The organism is Luteimonas sp. MC1828 (genome assembly GCF_016461615.1).
Taxonomy (GTDB): Bacteria; Pseudomonadota; Gammaproteobacteria; order Xanthomonadales; family Xanthomonadaceae; genus Luteimonas.
This window is the reverse complement of sequence record NZ_JAEMNY010000001.1, coordinates 816024-830193: the sequence shown is the minus strand read 5'-3', so window position 1 is coordinate 830193 and position 14170 is coordinate 816024. Positions and strand designations below refer to the sequence as shown.

Annotated in this window: 11 protein-coding genes; 5 read left to right on the top strand and 6 right to left on the bottom strand. The window is 70.2% G+C overall.

Annotated elements, in window-relative coordinates; genetic code table 11:
• Positions 1–246 precede the first annotated feature (246 nt).
• On the top strand, positions 247–873 hold the full coding sequence (locus tag JHB91_RS03890; protein WP_199372497.1) for a DUF47 family protein: 627 nt from the start codon (positions 247–249) through the stop codon (positions 871–873).
• Positions 874–882: 9 nt separating this feature from the next.
• A complete protein-coding gene (locus JHB91_RS03885; RefSeq protein ID WP_199372498.1) occupies positions 883–1995 on the top strand; it encodes an inorganic phosphate transporter in 1113 nt (370 codons plus the stop codon).
• 30 nt (positions 1996–2025) lie between these two features.
• Here JHB91_RS03885 and JHB91_RS03880 read toward each other — a convergent pair whose 3' ends face one another.
• Positions 2026–2436, bottom strand: a complete 411-nt coding sequence (locus JHB91_RS03880; protein ID WP_182821513.1) for a hypothetical protein — start codon at positions 2434–2436, stop codon at positions 2026–2028.
• Between the two features lie 41 nt (positions 2437–2477).
• Between JHB91_RS03880 and JHB91_RS03875 the strand changes: the two genes are divergently transcribed.
• Entirely contained in the window at positions 2478–2810 is a 333-nt protein-coding gene (locus tag JHB91_RS03875) for an MGMT family protein (RefSeq protein ID WP_199372499.1), read from the top strand.
• Between the two features lie 64 nt (positions 2811–2874).
• Complete coding sequence (locus tag JHB91_RS03870; protein ID WP_199372500.1) at positions 2875–3528, top strand: rhomboid family intramembrane serine protease; 654 nt, start codon at positions 2875–2877, stop codon at positions 3526–3528.
• Between the two features lie 24 nt (positions 3529–3552).
• On the opposite strand, the gene JHB91_RS03865 is transcribed toward JHB91_RS03870, so the two are convergent.
• The 3 genes from JHB91_RS03865 to JHB91_RS03855 all read right to left on the bottom strand — a co-directional run bounded on the left by JHB91_RS03865 (position 3553) and on the right by JHB91_RS03855 (position 9785).
• A complete protein-coding gene (locus tag JHB91_RS03865; protein ID WP_199471606.1) occupies positions 3553–5559 on the bottom strand; it encodes a M13 family metallopeptidase in 2007 nt (668 codons plus the stop codon).
• 136 nt (positions 5560–5695) lie between these two features.
• The gene (locus tag JHB91_RS03860) at positions 5696–7780 is read right to left on the bottom strand and encodes a M13-type metalloendopeptidase (protein WP_199472644.1); all 2085 of its coding nucleotides are present in this window, start codon (positions 7778–7780) and stop codon (positions 5696–5698) included.
• A gap of 133 nt (positions 7781–7913) precedes the next feature.
• Positions 7914–9785 (bottom strand): monovalent cation:proton antiporter-2 (CPA2) family protein, encoded by a 1872-nt coding sequence (locus tag JHB91_RS03855; RefSeq protein WP_199471603.1) that lies wholly within the window; start codon positions 9783–9785, stop codon positions 7914–7916.
• A gap of 337 nt (positions 9786–10122) precedes the next feature.
• Between JHB91_RS03855 and JHB91_RS03850 the strand changes: the two genes are divergently transcribed.
• Positions 10123–11475, top strand: a complete 1353-nt coding sequence (locus tag JHB91_RS03850; RefSeq protein ID WP_199471601.1) for a DEAD/DEAH box helicase — start codon at positions 10123–10125, stop codon at positions 11473–11475.
• Between the two features lie 82 nt (positions 11476–11557).
• On the opposite strand, the gene JHB91_RS03845 is transcribed toward JHB91_RS03850, so the two are convergent.
• Together JHB91_RS03845 and JHB91_RS03840 are read right to left on the bottom strand one after the other, a co-directional pair.
• Positions 11558–13627, bottom strand: coding sequence for a bifunctional serine/threonine-protein kinase/formylglycine-generating enzyme family protein (locus JHB91_RS03845; RefSeq protein WP_199471600.1), 2070 nt, complete (start codon positions 13625–13627; stop codon positions 11558–11560).
• Between the two features lie 72 nt (positions 13628–13699).
• Positions 13700–14167 (bottom strand): DUF4442 domain-containing protein, encoded by a 468-nt coding sequence (locus tag JHB91_RS03840; protein ID WP_199471597.1) that lies wholly within the window; start codon positions 14165–14167, stop codon positions 13700–13702.
• Between the last annotated feature and the right edge of the window lie 3 nt (positions 14168–14170).

The window sequence follows — 14170 nt, the reverse complement described above, 5'->3', positions numbered from 1 at the left end:
GGGCGCGGGCCCCCGTGGCGTGTCGGCAGCGCGGCAGGCACGGGGGCCTGGCGGCGCTGCGGCGGTCTGGATTCGCTTTCCATCGGGTTCCGGGGGAGGGGGCGCGCGGTGCGCGGGGCGATCATAACAGGCGCGACGACAGCAGCCCGACACGGGAAATGCCGGGCGCAACGGTCTTTAAACAGTCATAATTCGCCGCCCGCGACGCCGGGTGTATCCCATTCGACTGCGACGAGGCAGCGCGCCATGTTTTCCCTGCAGACCATGTTCGGCCAAGGCAACCAGTTCTACACGCTGCTCGAGGAAGCGGCAAAAGCCGCCCTGGACGCGGCCCGCGCCCTGCACCAGATGTTGAAGGAAGCCGACCGGCAGCCGGCCCTGGATGCCTTCAAGCTGGCCCGCCTGCGCGAGCGCGAAGCCTCTGAAAAGATCAGCCAGGCGCTGGTGGACAGCTTCATCACCCCGATCGAGCGCGAGGACATCGAGGCGCTGGGTTCGGCGCTGTACAAGATTCCCAAGCAGATCGAGAAGTTCGCCGACCGCTACTCGATGGCCACCCAGCACCTGGAGCACATCGATTTCGCGCCGCGCGCGGCGATGCTGGAGCAGGCCGCCGTCGTGGTGCTGAAGATGGTCCAGCAGCTGCGCCACCTGAAGCTCGAGCCGATGAAGTCGCTCAACGACGAGCTGCGCGCGCTGGAGAACGAGGCCGACCGGCTGATGCTCGAGCTGTACCGCGACATCTACTCCGGCAAGCTCGATGCGCGGCAGATGTTCCTGCTCAAGGAGTTCTTCGAGATCCTCGAGAAAGCCATCGACCGCTGCCGCGAGGCCGGCGTGGTCGCGTTCGGCATCGTGCTGAAGAACAGCTGAGGCCGCGCCATGCTCGCCCTCGTGATGACCGTGGTCGTGGTGGCGCTCGCGTTCGAGTACATCAACGGCTTCCACGACACCGCCAACTCGATCGCCACCGTGGTCGCCACCAAGGTGCTGTCGCCGATGCAGGCGGTCGGCATGGCGGCGGGCATGAACCTGATCGGCGCGCTCGCCGGCACCGCGGTCGCCAAGACCATCTCCTCGGGGCTGATCGACGCCGGCGTGGTCGACGTCGGTTCGCAGCTGATCCTGTGCGCGTTGCTCGGCGGCATCGTCTGGAACCTGATCACATGGTGGTGGGGCCTGCCGTCGTCGTCGTCGCACGCGCTGATCGGCGGGCTGATGGGCGCAGCACTGGCCGCGGCCTCCAACAATTTCGACAGCATCATCTGGTCGCAGCCGGCGGAGCCGCTCTACCAGAGCGCCGGCGTGCTGTGGAAGGTGATCGTGCCGATGGTGAGTTCGCCGGTGCTGGGGTTCGCGGCGGGCTTCCTGTTGATGGGGGTGCTGTTCTTCACCATATCCATGATGGCGCGCAGTGGCGGCTGGCTGGCGCGCATCGCCCGGCCGCGCTGGGTCAACGGCTTCTTCGGCAAGGCGCAGATCGTCAGCGCCGCCGGCATGGGCTTCGCACACGGCATGAACGATGCGCAGAAGACCATGGGCATCATCGCCCTGGCGCTGGTCAGTGCGCAGTCGGCCGGCACCCTGGACTCGCTGCCCGCTTGGCTGGCCTTCCTGCACCCCTCGGACGCGGCGCTGGCAGAGGGTGACATCGACACCTGGATCAAGATCAGCTGCGCGCTGGTGATGGCCGCGGGCACCGCCGCGGGCGGCTGGCGGATCATCAAGACGCTGGGCCACAAGCTGGTGAAGCTGCACCCGATCCACGGCTTCGCGGCCGAGACCAGTGCGGCCTCGGTGATCCTGGCGGCGTCGTCGCTGGGCATCCCGGTGTCGACCACGCACAACATCTCGTCGGCGATCATGGGCGTGGGCACCGCCAAGCGGCTCAATGCCATCAAGTGGTCGGTGGTGCACAAGATGCTGTGGGCGTGGATCCTGACCATCCCGATGTCGGGTGGCATCGCCTACCTGCTGTTCAAGCTGTTTGCCTGAGGGGCGTGACCGCCGGCACCCGGCGGTCTGTCAGAGCAGGTCGCCGTCGGCGCCGAGCGCGCGCTCCAGGCGGTCGCCCATGCCGCCGATCTCCAGCACCAGGCGGCCGAGCTCGGCCGCGTCCAGGCTCTCGTACGGGCGGTTCTCGCACAGCTGCAGGTAGGGCACGCCGTCGAGTTCGCCGATCGCGAGGTAGCCGACGCGCGTGCCCCAGTTGAAGGACAGCGCGCGGCGCGCATCGATGCCAGTGATCGGTGCGACGGCGGTGCTGGCGCGCAGGTAGCAGCGGCCATCGTCGTCGTGCAGTTCGGAAAGGAAGATCGCCTGGTGGCGACGGCCGGCGTCGAGCGACAGCTCCACGCAGAGCACGTAGGGCTCCTGCATGGTCACCTTGAACCCGTTGCCGGCAACGTGGCGGCGGACCTGTTCGAAGTTCTGCATGGCGGGGACCGGGGGAAGGACGTGCTGGCTATGCTAGCGCAATGGACGCGCCGACCGCCGCCGAACTGATCCTTGCCGCCGTGCGCGCGATCCCCGCGGGCGAGGTGGCGGGATATGGCGAGGTGGCGCGCCGTGCGGGCCTGCCGGGGCGTGCGCGGCTCGCGGCGCGCGTGCTGGCCGGCAACGACGATCCGCGCCTGCCCTGGCATCGCGTGCTGCGCAGCGACGGGCGGATCGCGTTCCCGCGCGACTCCGCGCAGTGGATCGAGCAGGCGAGGCGCTTGCGCGCCGAAGGCGTCGCGGTAGTGGAGGGCAGGGTGCGCATGCCGCGCGCGGCACGCTCGCTCGACGCCGACATCTGGGGCCCGGCGTGAGCGCCACGACCGGATCGCGTGTGCGCAACCGTTATCATGGAGTCTGTCCGTGCAAGGATCGGGAATGCTCAACAACCTGCCGCCCGTCACCAAGGGGCTGTTGATCGCCAACGCCGGTGTGTTCCTGCTGCAGTCGGTGCTGGGCAGCGTGGCGTTCGCACCGCTGATGCTGTGGCCGCTGGGCACCAATGCCTTCGACCTGATGGCCGGCGCGCACACGTTCCAGCCTTGGCAGCTGCTGACCTATGGCTTCCTGCACGGCAACCTGGCGCACCTGCTGTTCAACATGCTGGCGCTGGTGATGTTCGGCGCGCAGCTCGAATACACCTGGGGCCAGAAGCGCTTCCTGACCTACTTCCTGGTGTGCGTGGCGGGCGCGGGGCTGTGCCAGCTCGGGGTGGTGAGCTGGGCGGTGTCGCAGGGCAGTGGCGCGTTCCCCACGGTGGGCGCGTCGGGCGGCGTGTTCGGGCTGCTGCTCGCCTACGGCATGCTGTTCCCGAACCAGCGGGTGATGCTGCTGATCCCGCCGATCCCGATGAAGGCGCGCACGCTGGTGCTGGTCTACGGCGCGATCGAACTGCTGATGGGCATCACCGGCACGCAGTCCGGGGTGGCGCATTTCGCGCACCTCGGCGGCATGCTGTTCGGCTGGCTGCTGATCCGCAACTGGCGCGGCCAGCCGCCGTTCAAGCGGCGCGCGCCCACGCGACGGTTCTGAATACCCGTCGCGTGGCTGGCGCGGTCAGCGCCAGAGCGAGACCCGTTCCTCGTCCTTGCGGCGCATGGCGTCGCCGGCCTTGCAGGCGAACAGCTCGCTGAAGGCCGGCTGGTTGGCCAGCGGACCGTTGGCGCGCCACTTGCCCGGCGCATGCGATTCGCTGGCCGCCTGCTGTTCGGCGAAGGCGGCCGACGGCTGCTGGCGCCACAGCCCGGCCCATGCGGCGTAGAACGCCTGCCTGCCGTCCTTTTCCAGCGCCGGCTGCGCGTGCTGCAGCGCATCCCAGGCCAGCTCGACCGCGGCCAGGTCGGCGGCATTCTCGTCGCGCGTCAGCGTGGCGTTGACCTTGCGGCCTGCGAGGTTGGGGACGTCGTACGTACCGTACTGCGCCGACAGGCGGTTGAGGCGGTCGCTCCACGCGGCGTTGGTGCCCGGCGTCCACCAGTCGCGCACGGTGCCGGAGGCGTCGAGCATGCGGCCCTTGCCGTCGATCGCGTGGCTCAACTCATGCGCCACCAGGGCGCCCAAGGTGCCGTAATGCGCGGCGCCGTCACGGGACATGTCCAGCACCGGTGCCTGCAGCACGGCGGCGGAAATGACCAGCCGGTTGTGGGCGGCGTCGTAGGCCAGCGCGGGCTGGTGCGGCTGCACCCCCCAGCGGCGCTGGGCGTTGCCGCGGCCGATGCGTTTCATTTCCTCGCGGTGGTGCCAGGTGGACGCGATCAGCATGTTGCCGCCGAAGCTGCCGCGGCCCATCGGCTGCACGGTGTAGTCGACGTCGCGACGCGGCGCACCGACTTCGATCTTCAGCGCAGCGAGCTTCTTGCCGGCCTCGGCCTTGGTGGCGTCGTCCATCCAGGCGTTGCGGTCGAGCGAGCGGACGAGGGCATCGCGGACTTCGCCGGCAATGGTTTCGGCACGCGTGCGGCTGGCCTCGGGCAGGTAGCGGCCGACGTACTCGCGCGCCACCATCTGTCCGGCGGCGTGGTTGATCGCCGCCAGCGTGAGCAGCTCGCGGCTGGGCTGCTGGGTCTCGCCGCGCAGCACGCGGCCGCGGAAGTCGAATTCGGCGTCGCGGAACCCCTTCGACAGGTACGGCGCCATGGCGTCGCCGACCTGGAAGCGCAGGTAGGTCTTCCACTGCGCCGGCTTCAGGCTGCCGACCAGGCCGTCAAGCGCCGCGAACAGCTCGGGGTTGGCGATCGACACGCTGTCGTCGGTGACGCCCTGGGCGGTCAGGAAGGCATCCAGCTGCAGGCGCTTGTAGGTCTTGCCGAGCGTGTCGGTGGCGACCAGCGCGTAGTTCCGGCGCGGATCGCGCAGCGAGGGGATGGGCCTGGAGGCGCGCGCGATGCGGGTCTCCAGGTCGATCACCTGCTGCGCTTCGGCGGCCAGGTCCTTCTCGGCGGTGCCGGTGAGGGCGAGGATCTTCTGCACGTAGTTGTTGTAGCGGCCGAGCAGCGCGCGCGCGTCGGCATCCTCGCGGGTGTAATAGGCCGGGTCGGGCAGGCCGGTGCCGCCCTGCGCGAAGTAGCCGACGTGGCGCTCGAGATCGGCCAGGTCGACGTCGGCGCTGAAGTTGAACGCCACCGGGATCCCGACCTGGTGCAGCGCGGCGATCGACGGCGGGATGTCCTTGGCGCGCTTGATGCCGTTGATGCGGTCGAGCAGCGGTGCGATCGGGTTGGCGCCATCGGCTTCCACCGCGGCTTCGTCCAGCCCGCTGGCCCAGAAATCGCCGAGCAGCTTCTGCACGTTGCCCTGCGGTGCGGTCATCGCGGTCGACAGCAGTTCGCGCTGCTGCTCGAGCACGCGCTGCTGCAGTTCGCCGAAGGCCGAGATCGTGCCGGTCGCCGGCACCGGCGTGGCGGCCAGCCAGTCCTTGTTGGTGAAGGCATAGAAATCACCGCAGGCGGTCGGGCCGGCCGGCGCCTTGGCGGCGCGGCGGCGCTGTGCGTCGGCGTCGGGGGCGGCGAGGCCAAGCAGCAGGCTGGCGGCGAGGGCAAGGACGAGCGGCTTGTGCTTCGGCATCTGAAGGTCCAGCAGTGGGATCGCGGCAGTCTACCAAGCCGTGCAGGGCAGGCCATGAACTCCGCTCGCAGCCCCGCAAACGCGGAAGGCCCGGCGTTTGCCGGGCCTTCCTTCACGCATTGCTCGCGTCAGGCGCTTACCAGATGACGACCTGGTCCTTGCCGCTGCGCACCATCGGCTGGCCCGGCTTGCACGAGTACGCGGCGGCGAACGAACCAAGGTTCGACGGCGCACCGATGGCGCGGAAGTTGGCCGGCGCATGCGGGTCGGTGTTCAGGCGCACCGCCAGCTCCTGGTCGGTGAAGTTGCGACGCCACACCGTGGCCCAGTTGGCGAAGAAGCGCTGGTCGCGCGTCAGGCCATCGGTGCCGGCATCGGTCGTGCCGTCGGTCGCCTTCTTCATCGCGTCGTAGGCCACCGCCAGGCCGCCGAGGTCGGCGATGTTCTCGCCGAGGGTCAGCTTGCCGTTGACCTTCTTGCCCGGCACCGCCTCGTAGCCGTCGAACTGCGCCACGAGCTGGTCGGTGAGCTTCTTGAAGCCGCTGGCATCCGCCTCGCTCCACCAGTTCTCGAAGTTGCCGGTGGGACCGAAGCGGCTGCCCTGGTCGTCATAGCCGTGGATCATCTCGTGGCCGATCACCGCGCCGATGCCGCCGTAGTTCATCTCCGCCGGCGCCGCCGGGTCGAAGAACGGCGGCTGCAGGATCGCCGCCGGGAACACGATCTCGTTCTGCAGCGGGTTGTAGTAGGCGTTGACCATCTGCGGCGGCATGCCCCATTCGGTCTTGTCCACGGGCTTGCCGATCTTGGACAGGTTCCACTTGTAGTTGAACTCGTTGGCGGCCAGCACGTTGCCGATGTAGCTGTCGCGGCCGGTGGTCAGGCCGTTCCAGTCACGCCACTTGTCCGGGTAGCCGATCTTGGGCGTGAAGCTGGCCCACTTCTCCATGGCCTTGGCCTTGGTCTCGTCCGACATCCAGGCCAGGTTCTCGATGCGCAGCTTCAGCGCGTCGCTCAGGTTCTTGACCAGGGTCTCCATCTGCGCCTTGGACTCGGCCGGGAACGCCACCTTCACGTACATCTGGCCCAGCGCCTCGCCGGCCTGCGTCTCGATGACGTCGAGCACGCGCTTGCCGCGCTCCTTCATTTCCTTCTGGCCGCGCAGCACCTGGCTGTAGAAGTTGAAGTGTTCCTGCGCGAACGCGTCGGACAGGTAGGGCGACGCGCCGTCGACCGCGTGGAAGCGCAGGTAGGCCTGCCACTGCGCCGGCGGTACGTCGGCCAGCATCTTGCTGATCTCGGCGTGGAACGCCGGGATCGCCAGCGAGAACGTCGCCGGCGTGGCCACGCCCTGCGACTCGAAGAACGGCGCCCACGGGAAGTTCGGGGTCAGCTTGTCGGCGTCGGCGATGCTCACCGGGTTGTAATACAGCGACACGTCGCGCGACATCTCCTCGCTCGACTTGGACGGCTTGGCCAGGCGGGTTTCAAACGCGATCACGTCCTTGGCCTGGGCCTGCGCATCGGCGGCGGCAACGCCGGACAGCTCCAGCACCTTGGCGATGTGCTGCTGGTAGGCGTCGAGCTTGTCCTTCTTGTCGGCGTCGAAGTAATAGCCACGGTCGGGGAGGCCCAGGCCGCCCTGCATGGCGTAGGCCATGTTCATGTCGGACTTCTTGAAGTCCGCCTCGGCCCCGAAGCCGAACAGGGTGTTCTGGCCCTTGGCCGCGCTGGTGCGCAGGTATCCGACGATCTTGTCCTGGCTGTCGAGCGCGGCGATCGCATCCAGCTCGCCCTGGATCGGGGCGATGCCCTGGGCGTTGATTTTCTCCGCGTCCATGCCGGTGGACCAGAAGTTGCCGACGATGGCCTCCACGCCGCCGGCGCCGGGCATGGCCGCGGCCTGCTCGGCCAGCTGGCGCTGCACGGCCTGCGAGCGTTCGTCGAGCATCTCGAACGCGCCCCACGAGGTGCGGTCGCCCGGGATCGGGTTGGCGGCAAGCCAGGTGCCGTTGACGTGCCCGCCGAAGTCGACGCAGGCCTCGACCGACGGATCAAGGTCCGAGGCCTTGAAGCTGTTGACACCGGGAAGCTTGGATTCATCGAGCGTCAGCGTGGCGGGCGCCGGCGCGGCGTCGGGGGTTGCGGTGGTTGCGACCGGGGCGGCCGCCTCGCGCTGGCACGCGGCGAGCGCGACGGTGACCGCCAGCGACAGCAGCAGGATCTGGGGCGTGGATTTGGACTTGTGGCTCACGGTGTGCTCCGCCCGACTGGGCATGGGAAAGGGCGCGGCCCCTATCCGGGCCGACGCGCAACTTTACGCCTCGCCGGCGTGGCGGAAAGGGTGTCGGAGGTCATGGCGTGGGCGCGCCATCGGTCTCCTCGGCCTCGGGTGCCTGCGCGCCTGGGCCCGCCTCGCCCTCCGGGTTCAGCACCTGCGCCTGGCGGCGCGGTGTGGTGAGCGGCGTGGGCTTGGGCCCGGCGCCGGTGTTGGTGCGCATCATGCCGATGCCGGCGCCGATGCCGGCCGAGAGCTCCAGCTGGAAGCGCTCGGCCTCGAGGCGGCGGACTTCGGCGGTGACGCGCGCCGCCTCGGCCGGATCCACGTCGAGCTGGCGCAGCGCCGCCTCGCCGAACTGCACCGCGGATTCGAAGGTCTCGCGCACCGAGTAGTCGACGCCCGCGATGGCGAGCTGCAGGGCGTGCACGCGGTCGTAGGCGCGCACCAGCAGGCGCGCCTGCGGGAACGCGTTGCGCGCCAGCGCGGCGATGCGGTCGGCCGCGCCCTGGTCGTCGACGCAGACCGCGATCGCGCGCGCGCTGCCGGCGCCCGAGGCACGCAGCACGTCGAGGCGGGTGCCATCGCCGTAGTAGACCTTGAAGCCGAAGCCCGCCGCGTTGCGGATCATGTCGACGTCGCTGTCGATGATGGTCACGTCGATGTCGCGCGCCAGCAGCGACTGGCTGACCACCTGCCCGAAGCGACCGAAGCCGATGATCAGCACGCTGCCGCTCTGGCCGGAGGCCGCATCGATGCCGTCCAGCGACGCGTTCGCGGCCCGCGTCCCGCGCCGGACCAGCAGCACCGCGAGCGGGGTGAGGGCCATCGACAGGACCACGATCGCAGTCAGGCTGTCGTTGGCGCCGCCGCCGATGATCCCGGCGGATTCGGCGGCGGCGAAGAGCACGAACGCGAACTCGCCGCCCTGCGCCATCAGCACGGCGCGGTCCAGGGCGTTGGCATGGCTGCTGCGCATGAACCGCGCCACCAGGTAGATGCACAGCGCCTTGGCCAGCATCATCGCCGGCACCGCGAGCGCCACCAGGCGCCAGTCCGCGGCCACCGCCGCCAGGTCGAGCGACATGCCCACGGCGAGGAAGAACAGGCCGAGCAGCAGGCCGCGGAACGGCTCGATGTCGGCCTCGAGCTCGTGGCGGAAGGTGGACTCCGACAGCAGTACGCCCGCCAGGAACGCGCCCATGGCCATCGACAGCCCGCCCATCTCCATCAGCAGCGCTGCGCCCAGCACCACCAGCAGGGCGGCTGCGGTCATCAGTTCGCGCGCACGCGACGCCGCCAGCAGGCGGAACAGCGGGTTGAGCAGGTACAGCCCGGCGACCACCAAGGCGACCAGCGCGGCGACCGCCATGGCCACCGATGCCAGCCGCGAAGCGCCGCCACCGGCCTCGGGCAGCGGCGACATGAACGCCACCAGCGCCAGCAGGGGCACGATCAGCAGGTCCTCGAACAGCAGGATCGACACCATTTTCTGCCCGCGCGGGGTGGCGATGTCGCCGCGCTCGGCCAGCACCTGCATCACGATCGCGGTGGAAGTCAGCACGAAGCCGGCCGCGCCGATCAACGCCACCGGCGTGGGCAGCCCGAGCAGCAGGCCGACGCCGGCCAGCGCGGCGGCACAGCTCGCGATCTGCAGCGGCCCGAGCCCGAAGATCTGCCGGCGCAGGCTCCACAGGTGCGAGGGGCGCATCTCCAGGCCGACCACGAACAGGAACATCACCACGCCGAGTTCGGCGACGTGCAGGATCGCCGCGGGTCGCACGAACCAGCCGAACCCGAACGGGCCGATCACCATGCCCGCCGCCAGGTAGCCCAGCACCGAGCCCAGTCCGAGCCGGCGGAACAGCGGCACGGCGATCACCGCCGCGCCGAGCAGCGCCACCACGGGGACGAGTTGCGAGGTGTCGGTGGCGGCGTCCAGCGGCATCGGTTCAGCGCGCGTGTGGCGTCCGGAGGCGGGTCGGCCGAGTATGCGCGCGCGCCGCGCCGGCGTCGTGCCATGAACCGGACAGGCTGTCCGCGCCGCCGCATGCCACGGACAGCGCATTCATGCCGTATGATGCCCGGGTTGGCGCACGGCAGTCCGTATCTCCGGTCATTGCCAAGCCGCGGCCGCCCCAGGGCGACACCACGGCCTCTTTTACTCCCGCACGTCTTTCGTAGCGCAGACACGGCCCGGTCCCTCCGGTCGCCGTCAAAAATTGATTGCCCGCCGCGCGGATCACGGAAATCGCCGGGCGAACTGTCGAACCAGGAGTTGTTCCATGACGTCCGATATCCGGACTTTCGAGAGCCTTGGGCTCTCGCAAGGCCTGCTGCGCGCGCTTGCCGCCAGCGGCTACACCCAGCCCACCCCGATCCAGGAACAGGCCATCCCGCTGATCCTCGCCGGCCATGACGTGCTCGGCGCGGCCCAGACCGGCACCGGCAAGACCGCCGCCTTCGGCCTGCCGCTGCTGCAGCGCCTGGGCAAGGAAACCCCCGCCCGTGGCCCGCGCAAGCCGCGCGCGCTGGTGCTGGTGCCGACCCGCGAGCTCGCGGTGCAGGTTGCCGAGAGCATCAAGGAATACGGCCACCACATGAAGCTCAACGTCACCACGATCTTCGGTGGCGCCGGCATGCAGCCGCAGATCGACAACCTGCGCCGCGGCGTGGACATCCTCGTCGCCTGCCCGGGTCGCCTGCTCGACCACATGCAGTCCGGCCACGCCAAGCTCGACGCGGTCGAGATGCTGATCCTCGACGAAGCCGACCGCATGCTCGACATGGGCTTCCTGCCGTCGATCAAGCGCGTGCTCGCGCGCGTGCCCAAGGAGCGCCAGACGCTGCTGTTCTCGGCCACGTTCGAGGCGCGCATCAAGGCGCTGGCGCTGGAATTCATGCGTGATCCGCGCCAGGTCGAGGTGGCTGCGCAGAACACCATCGCCGACACCATCGTGCACCGTGCCCACCCGGTCGACTCGGCCGCCAAGCGCGACCTGCTGGTCGACATCCTGTCCAAGCGCCACACCGAGCAGGTGCTGATCTTCGGCAAGACCAAGCACGGCTGCAATCGCCTGGCCGAACAGCTGGAGAAGTCCGGCCTGCCGTCGGTGGCGATCCATGGCAACAAGAGCCAGGCGCAGCGGCAGAAGGCGCTCGACGCGTTCAAGTCCGGGCGTGCCCGCATCCTCGTGGCCACCGACGTCGCCGCGCGCGGCCTGGACATCCCGAACCTGCCGCTGGTGATCAACCACGACCTGCCGATGGTGGCCGAGGACTACGTGCACCGCATCGGCCGCACCGGCCGCGCCGGCGCGACCGGCGAGGCGCTGTCGCTGGTGTCCCCGGAAGAGGGCGCGCTGCTGCGCGACATCCAGAAGATGCTCAAGGCCGAGATCGAGATGGTGGTGGTGCCCGGCTTCGAGCCGAGCCGTCCGATCCGCCTCGACGCGCCGAGGCCGCCGAACGGTGGCCGTGGCGGGCGCCCCGCGGGCGACCAGCGTCCGGCGCGGCCATCGGCGCATCGTGGCCATGGCAAGGCGCAGCCGCGCAGTGCGCAGTCGCATGCCGGACCGCAGGTCCCCGGCAGCCGCGGCCGCGGCCCGGGTGCGGGCAGGCGCGATACGCGCGCCTGATTCCAGGCCAGGGCAACGCCAAGACGCCACCGGGCAGCCGCCCGGTGGCGTTTTCATTTGCAGACTGGCAGCGCCGCGCGGATCAGAGGTCGCGGACGAGGCGGAACCCGACGTCGTCGTAGCCGCGGCCGCCCTCGCGCCGGTTGCCGGCGTCGTCGCGCCAGCTGCCGCCGCTGGTCACGCGGTACTCGCAGTTGCCGCTGCAATCGACGTTCCACTCGGCCACCGCACGCGGGCCGCTCGCGGTCGCGGGCAGGCGGCGCCACTCCGACGACGTCGGCAGGCGGTATGAACGGCCGTCGCGCTTGCCGGCCCAGTTCGCGTACGCGGATGCGTCGTCCCAGGACACGCAGACCACGGCGTCGCCCGCGCCCTGGTCAAAGCCGGGGCTGCGCCAGCTGCGCGGCGCCATCACGCGCAGCAACGATGCCCGCTCGCGGCAGCGCGCCGGTTCGCGGCCGGTCGCGGACGCAAATGCGGTGTAGTCGGCGCGGCTGACCGCGCGGCGCATCGCCGCCAGGCGCATGCCGCCCTGCTGCACCAGGACGGTGTCGATGCTCCCGCCTTCGATGCGTTCGCCGGGCAGCGGGATCTTGCGCGCGCGCGCGTCGAGCGCCGCCAATGCACGCGTCTCCAGGCCCATCCTGCGCCCCGACTCCACCGCCGCCAGCGCAGCGGTGCGGTCGTACTCGGACGCTGCGGCGTCGACCCGCGTCGAGATCGCCTTGCGCGCGCGCTCGCGCAGGGCCGCCAGTGCCGCGCCGTCGGCACGCGCGGTGCGCGACGCCAGTTGGGTCGCCTGCATGACGCTGCTGCGGGCGCGGGCATCGTCGCCGCCGAGGATCTCGCGCTCGGCCTCGCGGCCAAGCGCGGCAATCAGTGCATCCGCGGACTCGGCGATCTTCAGATGGCCGCTGTCGGCCTGCCAGGCGTTGAGCACGCTGGTATAGGCGTTGTCGCCGGCGGGCGCGGTGAGCTTGCGCTCGCGCAGCTGGCGGTCGGCCGCCACCAGCCAGGTTTCTGCGTCGGACTCGGGGGCGGCGCGCAGCAGCGCGTCGTCGGGGTTGCCGGGCATGGCATTCCGCTTCGCGGCGCCGATGCCGGTGGACAGCGACCCGATGCCCGCCGTCGTGGCTGACGCCGTGCCGTCGCCGCCGGCGGCGCGATAGAACGCCTGCCGCCCGTCACTCTCGCGCGTGGCCAGGCCGATTCCCGCGGCGACCACCAGCCCCGCGACCAGCCAGACCATGGCGGGCAGGGCGCGCAGGCGCTTGCCCAGCTCATGGCCGACGTCGGCAGGTCCGCGCCCGCTGCGCTCGACCACCTTGTCCAGCGCGGCGAGCATCTGGGCGGCATCGCCGAAGCGCCGATCCGGCGATTTCGACAGGGCGCGGTCGATGAACCCCTGCCAGTGGCGCAGCTCGCGCGGCAGGCGGGGGATCGGGTCCTGGACGTGCATGACCGCCATCGACAGCGCATCGGGTGCGTTGTAGGGCAGCGACCCGACCAGCATCTCCCAGGCCAGCACGCCGACGCTGTACAGGTCGGCGCGGGCATCCACCGCCTCACCGCGCGCCTGCTCGGGAGGCATGTAGGCGGTACTGCCCACGGCCAGCCCCGCGGTGGTGACGCGCGACCCGTAGCCGCGGCGCAGGGCGATGCCGAAATCGGCCAGCTGCGGGCGGTCGGTGTCGTCGAACAGGACGTTCTCGGCCTTGACGTCGCGATGCACGATGCCGCGCGCGTGGGCATGGCGGAGCGCCTCCAGCAGTGCCTGCAGGATGGTTCGCACCTGCGGTTCCTTGCCGCGCAGGTCGCGCTGGCCGAGGTGGCCGTGGGCCATGTGCGGCATCGAGTAGTAGGGCAGGCCTTCGCTGGTGCGGCCGACGTCGTGGATGCCGACGATGTTGGGGTGGTCCAGGCGGGCAACGGTGCGCGCTTCGTTCTCGAAGCGACGGCGGCTGACCTCGTCGGTCAGCGCGTCGGGCAGCATGACCTTGATCGCCACCTCGCGGCCCAGCGAGCGCTGCTCCCCGAGGTAGACGGTGGACATGCCGCCCGCGCCGAGCACGCGCGTGAGTCGATAGCCGGATATCTCCGGCATCGGCATTGGCATCGGCGCATGTACGCCGTGATCATTGGCTTGCGACATCAGGCCCCCCTGTGGCACCAGCGAGGATACCGGCTGCGTGTCAGGCGCGCATGAAGCGCGATGCGACCCGGGTCACGCCCCGGCGCCTCCGTTCGCGGCCTGCTTGCGGCGCACATAGACCTGCTTGCGCACCGTGGCCACCACGTCGCCATCGGCGTCGTGGACCCGGGTGTCGAACCACTGCAGGTGCTTGCCGCCGTCGGCGGTCGCCGTGCGCATCGCCTCGAGCACGTCGTCGCCAAGGTCGAAGCTCGCCTCGACGGTGCCGCGGCCGGGCTTCACGAAGCGGATCTCCGCGGCCTGGTCCCAGACCATGTAGCCGCGGCCCAGCGAGCGCATGGTCAGCAGCATCCAGAACGGGTCGGTCATCGCGAACAGGCTGCCGCCGAAATGCGTGCCGACGTAGTTGCGGTTGAACCAGTGCTGGCGCATGCGCACGCGCGCATGGCGGAAGTCATCCGAGATCGCGGTGATGCGGATCCCGGCGAACAGGAACGGCGGCCACAGGTTCATGCCCCACCGCAGCGTGGACGCGCGCACGCC